Source organism: Bacillus silvicola (assembly GCF_050524305.1).
Lineage (GTDB): Bacteria > Bacillota > Bacilli > Bacillales > Bacillaceae_G > Bacillus_A > Bacillus_A cereus_AT.
The window spans coordinates 962,501-983,131 of sequence record NZ_JBNGVC010000013.1 but is presented as its reverse complement, the minus strand read 5'-3'; the positions used below and the strand labels follow the sequence as shown (position 1 = coordinate 983,131).

Genomic DNA, 20,631 nt, shown 5'->3' with positions numbered 1-20,631 from the left:
AACTCTCGCTAATTAAAGTTTCACTTTGTTTTGTAACAAAATAGAGATGAATAATATTATATTTCGCTTTATGACCGTAATGTTACACTAGTGTTACAAGTGTGGGCATAGTGGAAAACGCATTAAAACAAGGTTTTTGAGTGTTTATTAAAAAAACGTAAAAAAAGTGTAATAAAATTTACGTAATTATATTGCAACGTAATAATAGTTATGTTACATTAATGTTACAAACGTTACGTAATTAATTTTAATGTAACGGTAACATAAAAAGTATGAACTAATCATTTCTTAGAAATTACATATAGATAACTTATAAAAAAGGAGAATGAATGATATGAACAACGAGCAAGTATTAAACGTAACAAAAGGTGACTTCTTAGGATCAGCAAGCGGAGCGGTAGTATTAACAGCGTTAATCGTATTTCTTTCAAGCGTATTAGTATAATAGAAGTTTTGTAACAAAAATAGGAGAAGGGAGAATGAAAATTATGAACAACGAGCAAGTATTAAACGTAACAAAAGGTGACTTCTTAGGATCAGCAAGCGGAGCGGTAGTATTAACAGCATTAATCGTATTTCTTTCAAGCGTATTAGTATAATAGAAGCTTTGTGACAAAATAGGAGAAGGGAGAATGAAAATTATGAACAACGAGCAAGTATTAAACGTAACAAAAGGTGACTTCTTAGGATCAGCAAGCGGGGCGGTAGTATTAACAGCGTTAATCGTATTTCTTTCAAGCGTATTAGTATAATAGAAGTTTTGTAACAAAAATAGGAGAAGGGAGAATGAAAATTATGAACAACGAGCAAGTATTAAACGTAACAAAAGGTGACTTCTTAGGATCAGCAAGCGGAGCAGTAGTATTAACAGCATTAATCGTATTTCTTTCAAGCGTATTAGTATAATAAAAATTTTGTAACAAAAACAAAAGAAGGGAGAATGAGGAATATGAACAAGGAACAAGTATTACAGGTAACAAAAATGGATATTTTAGTATCAGCAGGTGGAGCAGCAGTGTTGACAGCGTTTATTATATTCCTTACAAATGTATTGGTATGAGACATATAAATACAATCATTCAAAATAAATAAAGACTCTAGCATATTAGTAAGTAGTTAATATGTTGGGGTCTTTTTTGTTTTCTTCTATATATCCCTCCAAGTATTAATAGTTCCCCTTTACTTTAAAGAGAAAAAAGTCGAATTTTATATGTAAGAAAAAAAGAGGAATTTGACAGAAAAGATAGAAAATTTTAAAGGTCAGAATTTGTTAGCTTGCTAACTAATTTCTATTAACGAATGTTGGAAGCGTTTTCGGTTAGGTTTAATTATGGACCATTTAATCTATTTACAGGGGGATGAGGAATTTATGAAACAAAAATCTATGGATACGCTAGCTGCACAAATGGAGGACTTTTTTCCGGTACGCGATGTAGATCATTTGGAATTTTACGTAGGGAATGCAAAGCAATCAAGTTATTATCTTGCGAGAGCATTTGGATTCAAAATTGTAGCTTATTCTGGATTAGAAACAGGAAACCGTGAAAAGGTATCTTATGTTCTTGTGCAAAAAAATATGCGTTTTGTTGTGTCTGGAGCTTTAAGTAGCGATAGCCGTATTGCAGAGTTTGTAAAGACTCATGGTGATGGGGTGAAAGATGTGGCTTTACTTGTTGATGACGTTGATAAAGCCTACTCTGAAGCGGTGAAGCGTGGCGCTGTTGCGATTGCTCCACCTGAGGAGTTAACAGATGAGGACGGTACATTGAAAAAAGCGGTTATTGGTACGTATGGTGATACAATTCACACGCTTGTAGAGCGTAAAAATTATAAAGGAACATTTATGCCAGGATTCCAAAAGGTTGAGTTTAATATTCCATTTGAAGAGTCTGGTTTAATTGCTGTAGACCATGTAGTTGGTAACGTTGAGAAAATGGAAGAGTGGGTTAGTTATTACGAGAATGTTATGGGATTTAAACAAATGATCCATTTCGACGATGATGATATTAGTACAGAGTATTCGGCGTTAATGTCAAAAGTTATGACGAATGGAAGTCGTATTAAGTTCCCTATTAACGAACCAGCAGATGGAAAGAGAAAATCACAAATTCAAGAATATCTTGAATTCTATAATGGAGCGGGTGTACAGCATCTCGCTTTATTAACAAGTGACATTGTAAAAACAATTGAAGTACTTCGTGCGAATGGTGTTGAGTTTTTAGATACGCCGGATACGTATTACGATGAGTTAACTGCGCGAGTGGGGAAAATTGATGAAGAAATTGATAAATTAAAAGAATTGAAGATTCTAGTAGATCGTGATGAAGAAGGTTATCTATTACAAATCTTTACGAAGCCAATTGTAGACCGTCCAACTTTATTTATTGAAATCATCCAACGTAAAGGTTCTCGTGGATTTGGTGAAGGAAACTTTAAAGCATTATTTGAATCAATTGAAAGAGAACAAGAGCGTCGCGGAAACTTATAGAATTTGTATCCACCAGCAAGAGGTCCTTTGCTGGTGGAAATTTCATTTTCATAGGGAGGAATCATGATGAAACTTGTTACATTTCGTCTACCTTCGAAGGAAATGCGAGCTGGATGGCTTGAAGGTGACAAAGTAATTGATATGAATCTTGCTAGTGATGGAAAATTACCTTCTTCGATGTTCGCCTTTTTAGAGAAAGCGGATGAGTATGTAGAAGTAGTACGTAATATTAAGAATCCGGAAAAGGGTATATATTCCTTAGAGGAAGTACAACTCGCTGCGGCTATTCCTAATCCGAGTAGCATTCGAGATTTTTATGCATTTGAACAGCATGTAAAAACAGCCCGAGGACGTAGAGGACTAGATGTTGTACCTGAATGGTATGATATCCCGGTTTTTTATTTTACGAATCATCGTGCTGTTATTGGACCAGATGATTTTGTTATTGGTCCGAAGAAGTCTAAAAAGCTTGATTATGAGTTAGAGATTGCTTGCGTAATTGGGAAAGAAGGACGAAACATTTCTCGTGAGCAAGCAGAGGAGTATATTTTGGGTTACTGCATTATGAACGACTGGAGTGCAAGGGACTTACAAGCAACAGAAATGAAAGTGGGGCTCGGTCCAGCGAAAGGAAAAGATTTTGCAACTTCATTAGGAGCATATCTCGTTACGAAAGAGGAATTAGACGTTTATCGTAACGGTGATCGTTATGATTTAGAGATGACTGCTCATGTAAATGGAAAGATATTATCAAAGGGAAACTTCCAAGATATTTACTATACATTTGCTGAAATGATTGAACGTGCCTCGGAAGACGTTACGTTATATCCAGGAGATGTAATTGGTTCTGGGACAGTAGGAACAGGGTGTATTTTAGAACTCGGTACAGAAGAGTGGCTGCAAGATGGGGATGTTGTAGAACTTACGATTACTGGTTTAGGTACATTACGTAATACGGTCAAAAAAGAAATGGAAGCAGGTGATGGGCATGTATTATCGTCACATGGGGGAGCTACCTCATAAACGACATGTACAATTCCGTAAAAAGGATGGATCGCTTTATCGTGAACAGGTAATGGGAACAAAAGGTTTTTCTGGTACGCAGTCTATTTTGTATCATCATTATATGCCAACGGAAGTAGCGCATGCGGCATTATCGCATTCTTGCCAGTTGCAGTATGAAGAGGATGTTGCTCTTTCTCATCGCCATTTCCGCACGAAAGAAAATAAAAAAACTGGTGATGCAATAAGCGGAAGAAACTTTATGCTTGGGAATGAGGATTTATTAATTGGAGTAGTGAGTCCAACAGAAAAAATGGATTATTTCTACCGTAATGGTGATGGCGATGAAATGTTATTTGTTCATTATGGAACAGGGAAAATTGAGACGATGTTTGGAACGATTCACTATAGAAAAGGTGATTATGTAACGATTCCAATTGGAACGATTTACCGTGTTATTCCAGATGAGGGAGAGACTAAGTTTCTTGTTGTAGAGGCAAATAGCCAAATTACAACACCAAGTCGCTATCGTAATGAATATGGGCAATTGTTAGAGCATAGTCCGTTTTGTGAAAGGGATATTCGTGGTCCGGAAAAATTGGAGACATATGATGACAAAGGTGAGTTTATCGTAATGACCAAGTCGAGAGGGTATATGCATAAACATGTTTTAGGACACCATCCGCTAGATGTTGTTGGATGGGATGGCTATTTATATCCGTGGGTCTTTAATGTGGAGGATTTTGAACCAATTACAGGTCGTATTCATCAGCCACCGCCAGTACATCAGACATTCGAAGGGCATAATTTCGTCATTTGCTCTTTCGTACCGCGTTTATACGATTATCATCCAGAATCTATTCCGGCACCATATTATCATAGTAACGTGAATAGTGATGAAGTACTGTACTATGTAGAAGGAAACTTTATGAGCCGAAAAGGAGTGGAAGAAGGTTCTATTACGCTTCATCCAAGCGGGATTCCGCATGGACCACATCCAGGGAAAACAGAAGCGAGTATAGGGAAGAAAGAGACACTTGAACTGGCTGTTATGATAGATACATTCCGTCCGCTTCGTATTGTAAAACAAGCACATGAGACGGAAGATGAAAAATATATGTATAGCTGGATTGAAGAGGGTTCATATACTGTGAAATAAGTAAAAAGAGGCATGCTCACTAAGGGAGCATGCCTCTTTTATGGAATCGACATGTATAATAATACCAAAAAAAATATAGAAAGATATATAGAAAGAATGATAAGGATAGTCCATATTCAGAAGGATTTCTACTTATTTCGACAAAAGTATTGACTGAAAAAAGTGTTATAAGTAAAATAAAAAAGCGAATTAAAAATTTTCAGAAAATTTAAAACTTGGAGGATCATGCTATGAAGCAAATTTTTCAAAAGAAGCCTCTTGCAAAGTTAATGCAAGAAAGTAAGCAAAAGACGTTAGCAAGAACATTGGGCGCACTGGATTTAACTATGCTTGGAATCGGGGCAATTGTTGGAACCGGTATTTTTGTTCTAACGGGCGTGGTAGCAGCGAAACATTCTGGACCAGCTATTATATTATCCTTTGCGATAGCTGCGTTAGCCTGTGCCTTTGCTGCATTTTGTTACGCTGAATTTGCTTCTTCAGTTCCTGTCTCGGGCAGTGTGTATACGTATACGTACGCGACGATGGGGGAAGTATTCGCATTTTTAATTGGATGGGATTTAATGCTTGAGTATTTACTAGCTACCTCTGCTGTAGCAAATGGGTGGTCCGCCTATTTTCAATCTTTATTAAAGGGATTTGGGATTCACATTCCGACTATCCTCTCCTCCGCACCTGGTACAGGAAAGGGTGGAATAATTGATTTACCTGCAGTTCTAATTATTTTAGTTATGACGGCTCTTTTATCTAGAGGTGTTCGTGAAAGTGCACGTGTAAATAATATAATGGTATTTATTAAACTAGCAGTTGTTCTTATCTTTATCTTCGCTGGATTTAATTATGTAAAACCTGAAAACTGGACACCTTTTATGCCATTTGGATTAGATGGTGTAATGGCTGGAGCAGCTACAGTTTTCTTTGCATTCATAGGATTTGATGCAGTTTCAACAGCTGCAGAAGAAGTGAAACGTCCACAACGTGATTTACCAATCGGCATTATCGCATCGTTATTAATTTGTACTGTTCTTTATATCGTTGTTTCACTTATTTTGACGGGGATTGTTCCATACGGACAGCTAAATATATCAGATCCAGTTGCCTTTGCACTTCAATTTATTGGACAAGATAGTTTAGCGGGAGTAATTTCAGTAGGAGCAATCACAGGAATTACAACTGTAATGTTAGTTATGATGTATGGACAAGTTCGTGTTTCATATGCAATGAGCAGAGATGGATTGTTGCCGAAGCGTCTTGCTAAAGTTCATCCGAAATTTAAAACACCATTTTTAAATACATGGACAACAGGTATTATCGCAGCGCTTATTTCAGGATTAATAGATTTAAATGTTTTAGCACACCTTGTAAATATGGGGACTTTGTCAGCCTTTGCACTTGTAGCTGTTGCTGTCATTGTGATGAGAAGAACTCACCCTGATTTACCAAGGGCGTTTAAGGCGCCGCTCGTACCATTTTTACCAGCGTTAACGGTAATTTTTTGTTTATACTTAATGCTTCAGTTATCCGGCACAGCTTGGATTAGTTTTGGTGTATGGATGGTCATCGGCATAGCAGTTTACTTTTTATATAGCCGAAAGCATAGTGCTCTAAATAATAGTAAAAAAGAAGAAGATGTAGCAAATTTATAAGTGGAAAAATCCATTCTAATTCTGTTAGAATGGATTTTTTATTTTGAAAATTTACATTTTTCTGAAACTGTTATAAGATAATTGTTGGTTAATTAAGGGGGTGGAAGTATGAAAAATACATGGCGTGAGTTAAGGGCGATGGATCGTAACGTATGGATTCGGTTTATCGGTGAGACATTGAACGGAATTGCGATGATGATGTTAATGCCTTTTTTTGCACTATATTTAAAAGATAAGGTAGATTCTTTATTACAAGTTGGAATCATTATGGCGCTTTCTCCAATAGCTGCAAGTTTTGGCTCGCTTATAGGCGGAAGAATTGCCGATATATATGGAAGAAAGCCAATTATGATATTTTCGATGGCGAGTAATGCATTACTAATGCTCGGTTTTTTATTTATAGAAGGGTTTATTCCATATGCCATTTTATCTATTTTTTTAGGGTTAAGTAATTCGCTATTTCACCCAGCGGCATCAGCGATGGTTGCAGATGTGACGGCGCCAGAAAAAAGAACAGAAGCATATGGTTTATTGCGGATGGGACACAATATTGGTGCTGCAATTGGACCGATAATGGGAGCATCAGTAGTTGTTTTATCAAAGAACCTCGTGTTTATTATTGCTTCATCCGCTATGTTGTTTTATGCACTACTAGTGTTAGTACTTATTAAAGAAACAATGCCAAAAATTACGGATATGACGGAAAAAAATAAAGAGAAGGAATCCGGAGCAGTTTGGAAAATTTTAATGAGAGATAAGGCGTTAATGATTTATTTGTTAGCGGGGATCATTATTTCTATGGGGTTCTCTCAAACAGAAGGCATGTTGCCGCTGCACTTTGATAACGAAATGAAGGATATTTTTGGAGTCAATAATCCATACCCATATTTAATGGCATTAAATGGTCTATTAGTTGTTTTATTTCAATTTCAAATTTCAAAATGGGCGACAGATAAACCTGTCGGAAAGACGATGTTATACGGTGCGTGTTTGTTCGGAATTGGTTTGTTTTTTATAGGGTGGTTACCGAAGTGGTTTGGAGAATTTGATACAAATGCTACAATTATTTTAATGACATTAATGTTTGTTTATGCCATATATACGTTAGGTGAGATGATTATGTCGCCTGTACAGATGACGTTTGTAGCGAATTTGGCCCCTGAGCATTTGAGAGGAACCTATATGGGGGCGGCGAGTTTGCAGTGGATTACAGGAAGCGCATTCGGTCCACTTCTTGGTGGTTTTCTATTGGATCGTTTGCTTGGTCACTACTTATTTACAATTTTAAGTGTAGGGTGTGTAGTTGCAGGCTTTGTATATGTTTCTTTAGATCGTCTTGTTGAGCAGAGGCAAAAAGATACGTTTACAAAACAGTCTTCTTAATGAAATGAAACTTTAATCAGTGTTTTTTCATTCTCCACAAATGGTAGGGTAATATAGATGACATACACAAAAAGTGGATTTCTACATATTTTAGGTACATAACCAGATTAGATAGCAATCTTACTGTAAAGTTTAATTTTGTTTAGGTGTGTAGAAAATTAAAGAGGAAAAGTGCAGAAAACCAATAAGTGGTGTCTTTTAATTATTTGTGGAAGTTACATTTTATTTCAAATAGGAACTACCTATTTTTATAAAAAGTGCTAAAATAGAAAAATGAAAACAATTGGTTAGGGTGATTTCAGTGACAAAAATTAAATTAGGTTTATTATACGGTGGAAAATCAGCTGAGCATCAGGTTTCGTTACAAACGGCTCTTGCTGCTATCAAAGCATTAAATCAAGATAAATTCGAGATTCATCCAATTTATATTACAGAACAAGGCCAATGGATGCGTGGAGAGCGTATTGAAGGCGAAGTAACAAATGTTGAGGCATTACAAATGAGTGGGGAAGAAAATACGATTTCTCCTGTATCATTAAGTACAGAAATTATTCCAACTGCAAATTCTAAACAAGAAGATGTAATTGATGTTATTTTCCCATTATTACATGGACCAAATGGTGAAGATGGAACAGTACAAGGGTTATTAGAATTACTAAACATTCCATATGTAGGTAACGGTGTATTAGCATCATCTGCTGGGATGGATAAAGTCGTTATGAAAAATATCTTTGCAGAAGCTGGTTTAAAACAAGCGAAATATGCATCTTTCATTCGTAGCGCATGGGAAAAAGATCGTGAAACAGCGTATGAAAAAGTAGAAGAAGTATTAGGATATCCTTGCTTCGTAAAACCAGCAAACCTTGGTTCAAGTGTTGGTATTAATAAGTGTAAAGATCGTGAAGAGCTTGAGAATGCATTCGAAGAGGCATTCCAATTTGACCGCAAAATTATTGTAGAAGAAAATATTGTTGGGCGTGAAGTAGAAGTTGGTGTATTAGGTAATGATGAGCCAAAATGTTCAGTTGTAGGTGAAATCGTACCGAAAAAGGACTTCTATGATTATAAGTCGAAATACATCGATGGTGATACAGCACTAATTATTCCAGCTGAAATGACAGAAGAAGAGTCTGATGTAATTAAGCGAGATGCAATTGTTGCATTCCAATCATTAGATGGTGCTGGCTTAACACGAGCTGATTTCTTCTTAACGAAAGACGGAGAAGTATATATTAACGAAGTGAACACAATGCCAGGATTTACGCCGTTTAGTATGTTCCCTCTATTATGGCAGCATACTGGATTGCCGTATCCAGAATTAATTGAAGAGCTAATTCATTTAGCAATTGAGCGTCACGAAGAAAAACAAAAAATTAAATATACAATCTAACAAAAAAGGAGGAAGCACTATTCGAAGGAATAGTGCTTCCTCTATGTAAGGAGTGTTTCTATATGATAAACCGAACGTTAAAACAAGTAGAACAGATGATAAATGGTACTGGATTAGCAAAGCGGTATGAGGGAATTACTATAAAAGGAGTTTCTATTGATACGAGAAAAATTGAAAAGGGAAACTTATATGTTCCGATTCAAGGTGAACGTTTCGATGGACATGCCTTTGTGGATAAAGCTGTTGAAAGTGGAGCTGTTGCTACATTGTGGATGAAAGGTGTAGCAAATCCGCCTGAGAATCTTCCTGTTATTTTTGTAGAGGATACGCTATCAGCGTTACAAATGCTAGCGAAAAACTATCGCGATCAACTGGATGTTAAAGTTGTTGGTGTAACAGGTAGTAACGGTAAAACGTCTACGAAAGATATTGTAACGAGTCTTCTTGCAACTAAATTTAAAGTTCAAAAAACAGAAGGTAATTTCAATAATCATATCGGTTTACCTCTTACTATTTTAAACCTAGAAGAAAATACAGAAGTAGCTGTATTAGAAATGGGTATGTCAAGCCGCGGAGAAATTGAATTCCTATCTAAGTTAGCTCGTCCTAATGCAGCTATTATCACGAATATTGGTGAGGCGCATTTAATGGATTTAGGCTCTCGTGAGGCAATTGCAGAAGCGAAGTTAGAAATTGTTACAGGCTTACAAGAAGGTGGAGTATTCGTATACAATGGAGATGAGCCATTATTGACGAATCGTGTTCCAGAAATGAATTTAGTAGCTGAAACAGTTACATTTGGTGATGCGAGAGCAAACGATTATTATCCAACGACTGTAACATTACAGGCAACTGGAACTCATTTTAAAATGAATAGAGAAGAAAATATTTCATTCTATATACCAGTGTTAGGGAAACATAATGTGTATAATACACTTGCTTCAATGGCAATTGCGAAACATTTTGGTGTGACATGGGAAGAAATGAAACAAGGTTTAGTAACACTTCAAATGACAGGTATGCGTATGGAAATTGTAAAAACGGATAGTGGATTAACAATTATCAATGATGCTTATAATGCGAGTCCGACTGCTATGGAAGCGGCATTCCATTTAATGAACGGTTTAGATGATTTTGCTCAAAAAATCGTCGTGCTTGGTGATATGTTAGAGCTTGGAGACCAAGAAGTTCAATTTCATTATGAGGTAGGTAAATTAATTGACCCAGCAAAAATCTCATATGTATTCACATATGGTAGACTAGGGGCTCAAATTGCTGAAGGAGCGGAAATTAATTTCCCTAGTGAACGTGTAAAGGCGTATGATAATAAAGAAGAGCTTGTAAAAGATTTACAAGCGGTAGTTGGTAATAAAGACGTTGTATTAGTTAAAGCATCTCGTGGTATGAAATTAGAAGAAGTTATTACGATGTTGAAATAATTGGTGTATATAAACAGGAATGATAGTCACGGAAATAGAAGAAACTTATAATAAGCGCTTACAGAGAATGTTAAAAAATAAAAGTGAAGAAAAAAGCTCTGAATATGAAAATAAGGTAACAGTTGGGTTTGCTTTTTGCACATACAAAACTTATAATTGATAAAGTGTAATAACGTTTAGAAGTATTTTCGTGTAGAAATACGCCCGTTTATATACGTGAGCATTCAGGAAAAGGGCTTTTCCGCCAATTCGGAAAATGCCTTTTTTTAAATGATAAGTATAGGATAGAAAAGGAGAAGTAACATTGACAACATTTCGAGAATTAGGATTAAGTGAATCTTTATTGCAATCTGTTGAAAGTATGGGCTTTGAAGAGGCTACGCCGATTCAAGCTGAAACAATCCCACATGCATTGCAAGGTAAAGATATTATTGGGCAAGCGCAAACAGGTACAGGGAAAACAGCAGCATTTGGATTACCGCTATTAGATAAAGTAGATACTCGTAAAGAGGCAGTTCAAGGTATTGTTATCGCGCCAACGCGTGAATTAGCAATCCAAGTTGGAGAAGAGCTATACAAAATTGGTAAACATAAACGTGTTCGTATTTTACCAATTTACGGTGGTCAAGATATTAACCGCCAAATTCGTGCTCTAAAAAAACACCCACACATTATTGTTGGTACGCCGGGTCGTATTTTAGATCATATTAACCGTAAAACACTTCGCCTGCAAAACGTTGAGACTGTTGTTCTTGATGAAGCGGATGAAATGTTAAACATGGGCTTCATTGAAGATATTGAAGCGATTTTAACAGATGTGCCAGAAACACATCAAACACTATTATTCTCAGCGACAATGCCAGATCCAATCCGTCGTATTGCTGAGCGCTTCATGACTGAGCCTCAACACATTAAAGTAAAAGCAAAAGAAGTAACAATGCCAAACATTCAGCAGTTCTATTTAGAAGTGCAAGAAAAGAAAAAGTTTGACGTATTAACACGCTTACTAGATATTCAATCTCCAGAGCTTGCAATCGTATTCGGTCGTACAAAGCGTCGTGTTGATGAATTATCAGAAGCATTAAACTTACGTGGTTATGCAGCAGAAGGTATTCATGGTGATTTAACACAAGCGAAACGTATGTCTGTATTACGTAAATTTAAAGAAGGTGCTATTGAAGTTCTTGTTGCAACGGACGTTGCTGCACGTGGTCTTGATATTTCAGGCGTAACACACGTATACAACTTCGATATCCCACAAGATCCAGAATCATACGTTCACCGTATTGGTCGTACTGGCCGTGCAGGTAAAAAAGGTATTGCAATGTTATTTGTAACACCACGTGAATCAGGACAATTAAAAAATATCGAGCGTACAACAAAACGTAAGGTTGACCGTATGGAAGCACCGACACTTGACGAGGCATTAGAAGGTCAACAACGTTTAATCGCTGAAAAACTTCAAAGCACAATTGAAAATGATAACTTATCATACTACAAGCGTATTGCAGAAGAAATGTTAGAAGAGAATGACTCTGTAACAGTAGTAGCTGCTGCTTTAAAAATGATGACAAAAGAGCCAGATACAACACCAATCGCTTTAACATCAGAACCACCAGTTGTTTCAAGAGGTGGCGGTTCTAAAAAACGCGGTGGTAACGGAGGCGGATACCGTGATGGTAACCGTAATCGTAGTCGTGATGGACGCAGTGGCGATGGTCGTAACCGTGACCGTAACCGTGATGGACGCAGTGGCGATGGTCGTAACCGTGATCGCAATCGTGATGGTGGTAGCCGTGATGGCAACCGTGGTCGTAGAGGTGAAGGTCAAGGTCGCCCTGGATCTTCTTCAAATGGACGCGGCGAAAGAAAACATCATAGCCGTCCACAAGCTTAATAAAAAAGAGAATGCCCTTTGTTGGCATTCTCTTTTTTTATTTCTATAATTGTACATACTACATAATAACTTATGTAGAAAAGAGGTACTATATGCTTGTAAGGCTCGGGTATGTTGCGATGAGTGTGCATTTGAAGAACGCATCTCCATCTCAAACGATGACATATGCACAGTTTCAGAGGATTGATGATCGAGAGGCTGCGATTCGTAAACTCGAAAGAATCGCTAATTCGAATTTGGAAAATTGCTTGCGGTTATTAAAGCATAATAAGGGACATGATATATCTTTCTTTCGACTTAGTTCTAAGCTTATTCCTTTAGCAAATCATGAGGAGTTATTAGAGTGGAACTATATTCGTCCATTAAAAGAAAGTTTAAAAGTGCTAGGTGAATACGCAATTCGTATGAATATGCGAATTGATTTCCATCCGGATCACTTTGTTGTACTAAATTCACCTGAGGAGAGTATTTTTAAGCAATCCGTAAAGACATTGCAGATGCACAAAAAATTATTAAAGGGTATGGGAATTGAACATAAACAGAGATGTGTATTACATGTGGGAGGAGGTTATAACGATAAAGAACTTGCATTAGAACGTTTTATAGAAAATTGGTCAAGTGTTCCAAGAGGTATTCAAGAGATGATTATATTAGAAAATGATGACACGACTTTTTCTTTAGGAGAAACATTGTATTTAGGAGAGAAATTAGATATTCCAGTCGTGTTTGATTTGCATCATCATATGATGAATAATGATCAGGAAGATTGGCATGAAGATTGGGCACGTGTTGTGCATACGTGGGAATCGTCTTTGTTACCAGTTAAAATGCATATTTCTAGTCCTAGAGATGAAAAAGATCCGAGAGCACATGCGGATTTTATTGATGTAGATACTTTCTTATCTTTTTTGAAAAAGATAAAGGGGAGTGTTCCGCAAATTGATTGTATGATTGAGGCGAAGAAGAAGGATGAGTCTTTATTTCAATTAATGAGAGAGTTAAGTAAACAAACAGAGGTGGAAATTATCGATGGTGCGAGCTTTTACATTAAATAAGCTCAGCACCATCGAATTTTTTTGTTAAAAAAGGAGTTAAAATACCACCAATTATCAATCCTGTTAAATGGCTTATAGGATTGGCAGAAGGATTAAAGAAAGTAAATAGCAGTAATAGAAGTATCATGATTGAAAAAATAGCAATTTCTTTTGGGTTTGAAGAGCGATATCGACTGTACAATAAAAATAATTGTGCACCTAGTAATCCAAAAATACCACCAGATGCTCCGGCGTGAATATAGTCAAGAGGCATAATAATATAAGAAGAAATATTTCCGATAATGCCAGAAAGGAAAAAAATAATGATGAAAGAAAAATGTCCTAGTTGTTTTTCGATAGAAGAACCAAGAACAAATAAAAAAATGCTATTGGAAAGAAAATGTTGTAAGTCTACGTGTACAAGTAGGGAAGTTATGACACGCCACCATTCTCCTTTAGCGATATATTCATTGTAGGCTGCCATGTGTAAGAGGGAAAAGTCGCTCAATATAATCATGACTAATTGTATAAGAAGTAAAGAGAGGATGACTGGTTGTAATAGCATACGAGTAGATGGTATTAGCATGTTGTTAGTATCACTCCTTTTGCATCAGAAAGATTCTCTGTTATTCTTACAATATGAATGCAGAAAGCTAAATAGAAGAAGGGGATTTTGAAATGATTGTAGGGATTGGAATCGATATTATTGAATTGAATCGAATTGAAAAAATGCTAGATGGAAAGCTTAAATTTATGGAACGTATTTTAACTGAAAGTGAACGTAATGTTGCCAAGAAGCTGAAAGGAAGTCGTCTTACAGAATTTGTGGCAGGAAGATTTGCAGCAAAAGAAGCGTATTCTAAGGCGGTAGGGACTGGAATTGGGAAAGAAGTTAGTTTTTTAGATATAGAAGTAAGGAATGATGATAGAGGTAAACCGATTCTTATTGCAAATACAGAGCATATTGTTCATTTATCAATTAGCCATAGTAAAGAATTTGCTGTTAGCCAAGTTGTTTTAGAAAGCTCGTCACGCTAGTCTGCATATTTTATATCTTTGTCTCATATATTTGAGGTAGCGATAAGGAAGGCATATCTTCCATTCATTTATAGGGGCAAAGGGGCTGAAGTGATGAAAAGGCGTCTGTTTTTAGTTCTCATCGGTTTATTGACCGTTTTTGTGTTGGCGGGCTGTATGGAAAAGAAACAGGAAGATGTTGTGAGAGATTTAGAGGCAAAAGTTAAAGGTATGAAGAGTTATCAAGCTGAAGCGAAATTATCTATTAAAACGGGAAATGAGCCGCAGGAGTATAGTGTAGAAATTTGGCATAAAGAACCTTCGTATTATCGTGTGAATTTAAAGAATGCGAAAAAGGATCAGAGTCAAATTATTTTAAGAAATGATGAAGGGGTATTTGTATTAACACCTGCGCTTAATAAGAGCTTCCGTTTTCAAAGTGATTGGCCGCAAAATAGTAGCCAGGCTTACCTATATGAATCACTTGTAAGAGATATTTTGCAGGATAAGAAAAACCTTACTTTCGAGAAAACAGATAAGTATTATATTTTTAAAACAAAAACAAACTATCAACATCAAAATATGTTACCGAAACAAGAGATTACATTGAAGAAGAGTGATTTAACACCAGTTTCCGTGAAACTGATGGATAATGATCAAAATGTCCTTGTAAAAGTAGATTTCACTAAAGTAAAGTTTGATACAAAGTTTGATAAAGGTGCATTTGATACGAAACAAAATATGTCCAGAGCACAAGTAGATGTTCAGACAACAGCGAAAGAAGACAAACCGTTTGCTATTTTGTATCCACGTGACACGCCGCAAGGCATGACGTTGAAAGAGGAAGAAGAGTTGAAGACAGCCAGTGGCAAGCGTACGATACTCACATATACTGGAGGTAAGAAATCTTTTACTTTAATACAAGAAAAGGCAAAAGTTGCAGAGGCTTCATCAGCGGTAAGTGTAAGTGGAGAGCCAGTTGACCTTGGCTTCACGATTGGTGCATTGACGAAAGATTCTGTAACGTGGTCGTATAATGGAGTAGAATATATGCTCGTGTCTAAAGGTTTAGAGCCGAATGAGTTGTTGATGGTTGCTCGTTCGGTTACAGCGAAGCAGGTGAAGTAAACTTCTTAGACGTGGTGATATATGTGCACCACGTCTTTTCTTAGTTTGAAGGTGGATTTCATAAAAAGAAGCATATAAAAGAATAAGCTTCGCATATCGTGTATAAGGAAGTGTATTTATGGAAGAAGCACCGTTTTACCGTGACACTTGGGTGGAAGTGGATTTAGATGCGATCTATAACAATGTTACGCATATTAAAGAGTTCATTCCAAGTGATGTAGAAATTTTTGCTGTAGTTAAAGCGAATGCATATGGGCACGATTATGTACCAGTGGCTAAAACCGCATTAGAAGCAGGGGCAACAAGATTAGCAGTTGCTTTTTTAGATGAAGCTTTAGTGCTTCGGAGGGCTGGTATTACTGCACCGATTTTAGTATTAGGTCCCTCCCCTCCCCGTGATGTAAATGTTGCTGCTGAAAATGATGTAGCGTTAACTGTTTTTCAAAAAGAATGGGTGGAAGATGCGATAAAGCTCTGGGATGGTTCATCAATAATGAAATTCCATATTAATTTTGATAGTGGTATGGGGAGAATCGGAATACGTGAACGTAAAGAATTAAAGGGGTTCTTAAAGAGTTTAGAAGGCGCGCCATTTTTAGAGTTAGAAGGAGTATATACACATTTTGCAACAGCCGATGAGGTTGAGACTTCTTACTTTGATAAGCAATATAATACATTCTTGCAGCAGTTAAGTTGGTTGAAAGAATTTGGAGTGAACCCTAAATTTGTCCATACAGCCAATAGTGCTGCAACGTTAAGGTTTCAGGGGATTACATTTAATGCGGTACGAATTGGTATTGCGATGTATGGATTAACGCCGTCTGTAGAAATACGTCCGTTTTTACCATTTAAATTGGAACCAGCGTTGTCGCTTCATACGAAGGTTGCTCATATTAAGCAAGTGATTAAAGGGGATGGGATTAGTTATAATGTCACTTACCGAACGAGAACTGAAGAATGGATTGCGACAGTTGCGATTGGATATGCGGATGGCTGGCTTAGAAGGTTGCAAGGATTTAAAGTGCTTGTAAATGGTGAAAGAGTACCGATTGTAGGGCGAGTAACAATGGATCAATTCATGATACATCTTCCTTGTGAAGTGCCACTTGGTACGAAAGTTACACTCATTGGAAGACAAGGCGATGAGTATATTAGTGTTACCGAGGTTGCTGAATATTCCGGGACTATTAATTATGAAATTATCGCAACGATAAGTTTCCGTGTGCCGAGAATATTTATACGACATGGTAAGGTTGTAGAAGTAATCAATTATTTGAACAATATATAAAAGAAGGTATTATTACTCAGCGTCTCGCCATTTGTAGGAGTTTCACTAATGAAGAATAGGCTCTTTGTTTGCTGGGGAGCTTCTTTTTATAATTGTTATTAATATAAGTTAACAATGAAATATTACTGAAGGATTGCTTTATTTCTTGTTTGAAAGAGATAAAAAGTAAAAGAAGATGAATGTTTTGTTTATGAATTGGAAAACATAAGCAGGGAATAAGGAAGTCTTTGCAACAGGCTCCATACAATGGTATTATTACAATAGGTGTCATATATATATTTGGGTGTGTAGTTGACGGTGGAGGTGTATTTTTGTGTCCGAATCAAGTGTAACTACTGAAATCGTGGTTCGGTTGCCAAAGCAAATGGTAACGGAATTGGACGGAATTGGAAAACAAGAGAATAAGAATCGCCATGAACTAATTTGCCAGGCAACACAACTGTTATTGCGTCAACATAAGACGAAGAAACGCTACCAACATGAATCAATGCGACGTGGGTACATTGAAATGGGAAAAATTAATCTTGGTATTGCATCTGAAGCTTTCTTAGCAGAGTATGAAGCAGCTCATACAGTAGAACGCTTAGTTAGCGGGGGGTAATATTTTGATTGTAAAACGCGGCGACGTGTATTTTGCAGACCTTTCCCCAGTTGTTGGTTCTGAGCAAGGAGGCGTTCGTCCGGTTCTTGTCATTCAAAATGACATCGGAAATCGTTTTAGTCCGACTGTGATTGTAGCGGCTATTACTGCACAGATTCAAAAAGCGAAATTACCCACTCATGTGGAAATTGATGCGAAAAAGTACGGTTTTGAGAGAGATTCTGTTATTTTACTTGAGCAGATTCGAACAATCGATAAGCAACGCTTAACGGACAAAATCACTCATTTGGATGAAGTGATGATGAGTCGTGTAGATGAAGCGTTACAAATTAGTTTAGGACTAATAGATTTTTAAATCGGCAGTTTAAGTTGCTCTCTTTACAGGGCAACTTTTTTTTATTATAGAGGAGGTTACGGTTGGATATGGAAATGGTAGATAATCGACAAGGGTTAATGAAAATGTTAGTGAAAGAATTAGGCTTTACAGAAAAGCAAGTTCGTCATGTTATTCAATTAACAGAAGAAGGTAACACAGTTCCATTTATCGCTCGTTACCGAAAAGAATGGACAGGATCTCTAGATGAGGTGCAAATTCGTGCAATCTTAGAAAGATGGCAATATATGATGCAATTAGAAGATAGGAAAGAAGAGGTTCTTCGTCTTATTGGTGAAAAAGGGAAATTAACCGAAGAATTGCGTCGTCATATTGTTGCTGCAACAAAACTTCAGGAAGTAGAAGATTTATATCGTCCTTATAAAGAAAAAAGAAGAACGAAAGCTACAATCGCTAAAGAAAAGGGATTAGAACCGTTAGCTGAGTGGTTATTGTTATATAAAAAAGAAAATCCAGCAGAGAAGGCTATGGAATTTGTTGATGGAGAAAAAGAAGTGGAATCTGCAGAAGACGCGTTGCAAGGTGCGCAAGATATTATTGCGGAACTTGTTTCGGATAATGCATCATATCGTAGTTGGATTCGGAATACTACTTTCCGAAAAGGGATTATGTCTTCATCTGTAAAAGATAAAGAAAAAGATGAAAAGAATATATACGAAATGTATTATGACTATGAAGAACCGTTGCAAAAAGTAGTGCCTCATCGAGTGTTAGCGATGAACCGTGGTGAAAAGGAAGATGTATTAAGAGTTGCTGTTGTTACACCGACTGAGGAAATCAATCAGTTTTTACATAAAAAAATGATTCGTGATGAAGCTTCTAAAAGTGCGCGCTATGTACAATTAGCGATTGAAGATGGATATAAACGCTTAATTCAACCTTCAATAGAAAGAGAAATTCGTAAAGAATTAACAGAAACCGCTGAAGAACAAGCGATTCATATTTTCTCTGAGAATTTACGTAATTTATTATTACAGCCTCCAATGAAAGGGAAAGTTGTGCTAGCGGTAGATCCGGCATATAGAACAGGTTGTAAATTATCAGTAGTAGATGATACAGGGAAAGTTCTTAACATAGATGTTATTTATCCGCATCCACCTGTTCGTAAATATGAGGATGCAAAAAAGAAAGTTCTTTCAATTATAGATAAATATGAAGTTGAAATGATAGCAATTGGAAATGGTACAGCTTCCAGAGAAACGGAAGAATTTATAGTAGATGTCTTGCAAAATGTAAAACGGGATGTATTTTATATTATTGTAAATGAAGCGGGTGCTAGTGTATATTCAGCATCTGATTTAGCTCGTGAGGAGTTCCCGGATTTACAGGTTGAAGAAAGAAGTGCCGTTTCTATTGGGAGACGTCTACAAGATCCGCTTGCGGAGCTAGTGAAAATTGACCCTAAATCTGTAGGGGTAGGACAATATCAACATGATGTATCACAAAAAAGATTAAATGAATCGTTAACATTTGTGGTAGAGACAGCTGTTAACCAAGTTGGTGTTAATGTAAATACAGCTTCAGTTGCGTTGTTACAATATGTTTCAGGATTATCAAAAACGGTCGCAAAAAATATTGTAGCTAAGCGTGAGGAAGATGGGAAATTTACGAAGCGTACTGAATTAAAGAAAATTCCTCGTTTAGGTGCGAAAACATATGAACAATGTATTGGATTTTTACGTATATTAGAAGGGGCCAATCCGTTAGATCGCACAGGGATTCATCCAGAACAATATAAAAATGTTGAATTGCTATTAAAAAGTCTAGGGTTATCAAAGAATGATGTAGGTAAACCGAACTTGCAGAAGAGTTTAGAGGGAGTAGATGTTTCTAAATTATCTCAAGAGACAGAGATTGGCGAGCCGACTTTGGTTGATATTATCGATGCTTTAATTAGTCCAGAACGAGATATGAGGGATGAGTTGCCAAAACCACTTCTGAAAAAAGGGATTTTGAAATTAGAAGATTTAAAGCGTGGTATGGAGTTAGAGGGGACGGTTCGTAATGTTGTTGATTTCGGTGCCTTTGTTGATATAGGTGTAAAGCAAGATGGCTTAGTGCATATTTCTAAACTCAGCAAACAGTTTGTAAAGCATCCATTAGATGTTGTATCCGTGGGGCAAATTGTAAAAATATGGGTAGATGATATTGATACAAAAAAAGGTCGTGTTGCATTATCGATGTTACCAATTGAATAGTAAGTAAAGAGAGCAGATGAAACTGCTCTCTTTTTATGGATAGGAAAGTTTCGTTGATTATGAGCTTTGATGTATTTTACTATAATAAAACCAGCATTCATTTAGTAATTTGATTTGATACCGGTTTTTTTCGAAGTATGCACGTTGCATTTGTTTCTTTAGCCACGTAGGCATAGGAATCCCTCCTTGTTTAATCCTGCTCTCAAACATCTCTTCTTAATTAGTTAAAGAAATATTGATGAGAGGTTGGTGAGTGGATTTCTATCAATGCTTTATTTTTAGAAATCACGCTTCTTGAATGAGGATGGGTATATGTACTATTTAATATATGTATAGGAAGGGAGAAAAGTGTAAAAATATTTTTTTGTTTAGGGGGAATGAGAATGGATGAGCAAGAAATTCAGAGGTTAGTGGAGGAGGTATCGTTACAATACTTTGGGATGCCGTTTTTACATAAAGCGATGTTTAATAGTAGGTTACGTACAACTGGTGGGCGCTATCTATTGAATACTCATAATATAGAACTGAATTATCGATATTACGAAATGTATGGCAAAGAAGATTTAG

The 20,631-nt window shown here is 36.6% G+C and carries 23 protein-coding genes (1 of these 23 running past the window's edge); 21 read left to right on the top strand and 2 right to left on the bottom strand.

Features of this window, described 5'->3' with window-relative positions:
* Positions 1-334: 334 nt before the first annotated feature.
* From ACP6L7_RS27150 to uvsE, 14 genes are all read left to right on the top strand, one after another.
* On the top strand, positions 335-445 hold the full coding sequence (locus ACP6L7_RS27150) for a DUF3948 family protein (RefSeq protein WP_001058532.1): 111 nt from the start codon (positions 335-337) through the stop codon (positions 443-445).
* Between the two features lie 34 nt (positions 446-479).
* A complete protein-coding gene (locus tag ACP6L7_RS27145) occupies positions 480-599 on the top strand; it encodes a DUF3948 family protein (RefSeq protein WP_002074222.1) in 120 nt (39 codons plus the stop codon).
* Positions 600-641: 42 nt separating this feature from the next.
* Positions 642-752, top strand: coding sequence for a DUF3948 family protein (locus ACP6L7_RS27140; protein WP_001058532.1), 111 nt, complete (start codon positions 642-644; stop codon positions 750-752).
* A gap of 34 nt (positions 753-786) precedes the next feature.
* Positions 787-906: a DUF3948 family protein gene (locus tag ACP6L7_RS27135; protein WP_002074222.1), complete on the top strand. Its 120-nt coding sequence runs from the start codon at positions 787-789 to the stop codon at positions 904-906.
* 43 nt (positions 907-949) lie between these two features.
* Positions 950-1,060, top strand: a complete 111-nt coding sequence (locus ACP6L7_RS27130) for a DUF3948 family protein (protein ID WP_002113412.1) — start codon at positions 950-952, stop codon at positions 1,058-1,060.
* 309 nt (positions 1,061-1,369) lie between these two features.
* Entirely contained in the window at positions 1,370-2,488 is a 1,119-nt protein-coding gene (gene hppD, locus ACP6L7_RS27125; RefSeq protein ID WP_097831066.1) for a 4-hydroxyphenylpyruvate dioxygenase, read from the top strand.
* A 66-nt stretch (positions 2,489-2,554) separates the two neighbouring features.
* The gene (locus ACP6L7_RS27120) at positions 2,555-3,511 is read left to right on the top strand and encodes a fumarylacetoacetate hydrolase family protein (RefSeq protein WP_097831065.1); all 957 of its coding nucleotides are present in this window, start codon (positions 2,555-2,557) and stop codon (positions 3,509-3,511) included.
* Positions 3,477-4,649 (top strand): homogentisate 1,2-dioxygenase, encoded by a 1,173-nt coding sequence (locus ACP6L7_RS27115; RefSeq protein ID WP_097831064.1) that lies wholly within the window; start codon positions 3,477-3,479, stop codon positions 4,647-4,649. Before ACP6L7_RS27120 ends, ACP6L7_RS27115 begins: the two co-directional genes overlap by 35 nt.
* Before the next feature lie 230 nt (positions 4,650-4,879).
* Positions 4,880-6,295, top strand: coding sequence for a branched-chain amino acid transporter BcaP (gene bcaP, locus ACP6L7_RS27110; RefSeq protein ID WP_097831063.1), 1,416 nt, complete (start codon positions 4,880-4,882; stop codon positions 6,293-6,295).
* 108 nt (positions 6,296-6,403) lie between these two features.
* Entirely contained in the window at positions 6,404-7,678 is a 1,275-nt protein-coding gene (locus tag ACP6L7_RS27105; RefSeq protein ID WP_097831062.1) for an MDR family MFS transporter, read from the top strand.
* Positions 7,679-7,979: 301 nt separating this feature from the next.
* Entirely contained in the window at positions 7,980-9,068 is a 1,089-nt protein-coding gene (locus tag ACP6L7_RS27100) for a D-alanine--D-alanine ligase (RefSeq protein ID WP_097831061.1), read from the top strand.
* 62 nt (positions 9,069-9,130) lie between these two features.
* Positions 9,131-10,507 (top strand): UDP-N-acetylmuramoyl-tripeptide--D-alanyl-D-alanine ligase, encoded by a 1,377-nt coding sequence (gene murF, locus ACP6L7_RS27095; RefSeq protein WP_097831060.1) that lies wholly within the window; start codon positions 9,131-9,133, stop codon positions 10,505-10,507.
* Between the two features lie 304 nt (positions 10,508-10,811).
* Positions 10,812-12,404, top strand: coding sequence for a degradosome RNA helicase CshA (cshA, locus tag ACP6L7_RS27090; RefSeq protein ID WP_000206606.1), 1,593 nt, complete (start codon positions 10,812-10,814; stop codon positions 12,402-12,404).
* Positions 12,405-12,496: 92 nt separating this feature from the next.
* Complete coding sequence (gene uvsE / locus ACP6L7_RS27085; protein ID WP_097831059.1) at positions 12,497-13,459, top strand: UV DNA damage repair endonuclease UvsE; 963 nt, start codon at positions 12,497-12,499, stop codon at positions 13,457-13,459.
* On the opposite strand, the gene ACP6L7_RS27080 is transcribed toward uvsE, so the two are convergent.
* On the bottom strand, positions 13,452-14,024 hold the full coding sequence (locus ACP6L7_RS27080; protein ID WP_097831058.1) for a rhomboid family intramembrane serine protease: 573 nt from the start codon (positions 14,022-14,024) through the stop codon (positions 13,452-13,454). The two genes, uvsE and ACP6L7_RS27080, sit on opposite strands and share 8 nt — an antisense overlap.
* A 92-nt stretch (positions 14,025-14,116) precedes the next feature.
* Here ACP6L7_RS27080 and acpS point away from each other — a divergent pair, with 92 nt between their 5' ends.
* The 6 genes from acpS (at position 14,117) to ACP6L7_RS27050 (ending at position 20,064) form a co-directional block, all read left to right on the top strand.
* A complete protein-coding gene (gene acpS / locus ACP6L7_RS27075) occupies positions 14,117-14,476 on the top strand; it encodes a holo-ACP synthase (RefSeq protein ID WP_097831057.1) in 360 nt (119 codons plus the stop codon).
* Positions 14,477-14,569: 93 nt separating this feature from the next.
* On the top strand, positions 14,570-15,583 hold the full coding sequence (locus ACP6L7_RS27070; protein ID WP_097831056.1) for a LolA family protein: 1,014 nt from the start codon (positions 14,570-14,572) through the stop codon (positions 15,581-15,583).
* Positions 15,584-15,701: 118 nt separating this feature from the next.
* Positions 15,702-16,871, top strand: coding sequence for an alanine racemase (gene alr / locus ACP6L7_RS27065; RefSeq protein WP_097831055.1), 1,170 nt, complete (start codon positions 15,702-15,704; stop codon positions 16,869-16,871).
* A 313-nt stretch (positions 16,872-17,184) separates the two neighbouring features.
* Positions 17,185-17,472 (top strand): antitoxin EndoAI, encoded by a 288-nt coding sequence (locus ACP6L7_RS27060; protein WP_000004570.1) that lies wholly within the window; start codon positions 17,185-17,187, stop codon positions 17,470-17,472.
* A gap of 4 nt (positions 17,473-17,476) precedes the next feature.
* On the top strand, positions 17,477-17,827 hold the full coding sequence (gene ndoA / locus ACP6L7_RS27055; RefSeq protein WP_000635965.1) for a type II toxin-antitoxin system endoribonuclease NdoA: 351 nt from the start codon (positions 17,477-17,479) through the stop codon (positions 17,825-17,827).
* A 68-nt stretch (positions 17,828-17,895) separates the two neighbouring features.
* The gene (locus tag ACP6L7_RS27050; protein WP_141533554.1) at positions 17,896-20,064 is read left to right on the top strand and encodes a Tex family protein; all 2,169 of its coding nucleotides are present in this window, start codon (positions 17,896-17,898) and stop codon (positions 20,062-20,064) included.
* A 57-nt stretch (positions 20,065-20,121) separates the two neighbouring features.
* On the opposite strand, the gene cmpA is transcribed toward ACP6L7_RS27050, so the two are convergent.
* Complete coding sequence (gene cmpA / locus ACP6L7_RS27045; RefSeq protein ID WP_001143642.1) at positions 20,122-20,238, bottom strand: cortex morphogenetic protein CmpA; 117 nt, start codon at positions 20,236-20,238, stop codon at positions 20,122-20,124.
* A 209-nt stretch (positions 20,239-20,447) separates the two neighbouring features.
* Between cmpA and ACP6L7_RS27040 the strand changes: the two genes are divergently transcribed.
* Positions 20,448-20,631, top strand: the 5' end (the start) of a protein-coding gene (locus tag ACP6L7_RS27040; RefSeq protein WP_097831053.1) for a SprT family protein. 278 nt of this gene lie beyond the right edge of the window; 184 of the gene's 462 nt are visible here — the first part of the coding sequence; it begins with the start codon at positions 20,448-20,450; its stop codon lies off the right edge, out of view.

Bases quoted from the DNA above. Each gene is read 5' to 3' on its own strand.
- ACP6L7_RS27150 (WP_001058532.1), top strand. From the start codon at position 335: ATGAACAACGAGCAAGTATTAAACGTAACAAAAGGTGACTTCTTAGGA.
- ACP6L7_RS27145 (WP_002074222.1), top strand. From the start codon at position 480: ATGAAAATTATGAACAACGAGCAAGTATTAAACGTAACAAAAGGTGAC.
- ACP6L7_RS27140 (WP_001058532.1), top strand. From the start codon at position 642: ATGAACAACGAGCAAGTATTAAACGTAACAAAAGGTGACTTCTTAGGA.
- ACP6L7_RS27135 (WP_002074222.1), top strand. From the start codon at position 787: ATGAAAATTATGAACAACGAGCAAGTATTAAACGTAACAAAAGGTGAC.
- ACP6L7_RS27130 (WP_002113412.1), top strand. From the start codon at position 950: ATGAACAAGGAACAAGTATTACAGGTAACAAAAATGGATATTTTAGTA.
- hppD (WP_097831066.1), top strand. From the start codon at position 1,370: ATGAAACAAAAATCTATGGATACGCTAGCTGCACAAATGGAGGACTTT.
- ACP6L7_RS27120 (WP_097831065.1), top strand. From the start codon at position 2,555: ATGAAACTTGTTACATTTCGTCTACCTTCGAAGGAAATGCGAGCTGGA.
- ACP6L7_RS27115 (WP_097831064.1), top strand. From the start codon at position 3,477: ATGTATTATCGTCACATGGGGGAGCTACCTCATAAACGACATGTACAA.
- bcaP (WP_097831063.1), top strand. From the start codon at position 4,880: ATGAAGCAAATTTTTCAAAAGAAGCCTCTTGCAAAGTTAATGCAAGAA.
- ACP6L7_RS27105 (WP_097831062.1), top strand. From the start codon at position 6,404: ATGAAAAATACATGGCGTGAGTTAAGGGCGATGGATCGTAACGTATGG.
- murF (WP_097831060.1), top strand. From the start codon at position 9,131: ATGATAAACCGAACGTTAAAACAAGTAGAACAGATGATAAATGGTACT.
- uvsE (WP_097831059.1), top strand. From the start codon at position 12,497: ATGCTTGTAAGGCTCGGGTATGTTGCGATGAGTGTGCATTTGAAGAAC.
- ACP6L7_RS27080 (WP_097831058.1), bottom strand. From the start codon at position 14,024: ATGCTAATACCATCTACTCGTATGCTATTACAACCAGTCATCCTCTCT.
- acpS (WP_097831057.1), top strand. From the start codon at position 14,117: ATGATTGTAGGGATTGGAATCGATATTATTGAATTGAATCGAATTGAA.
- ACP6L7_RS27070 (WP_097831056.1), top strand. From the start codon at position 14,570: ATGAAAAGGCGTCTGTTTTTAGTTCTCATCGGTTTATTGACCGTTTTT.
- alr (WP_097831055.1), top strand. From the start codon at position 15,702: ATGGAAGAAGCACCGTTTTACCGTGACACTTGGGTGGAAGTGGATTTA.
- ACP6L7_RS27050 (WP_141533554.1), top strand. From the start codon at position 17,896: ATGGAAATGGTAGATAATCGACAAGGGTTAATGAAAATGTTAGTGAAA.
- cmpA (WP_001143642.1), bottom strand. From the start codon at position 20,238: ATGCCTACGTGGCTAAAGAAACAAATGCAACGTGCATACTTCGAAAAA.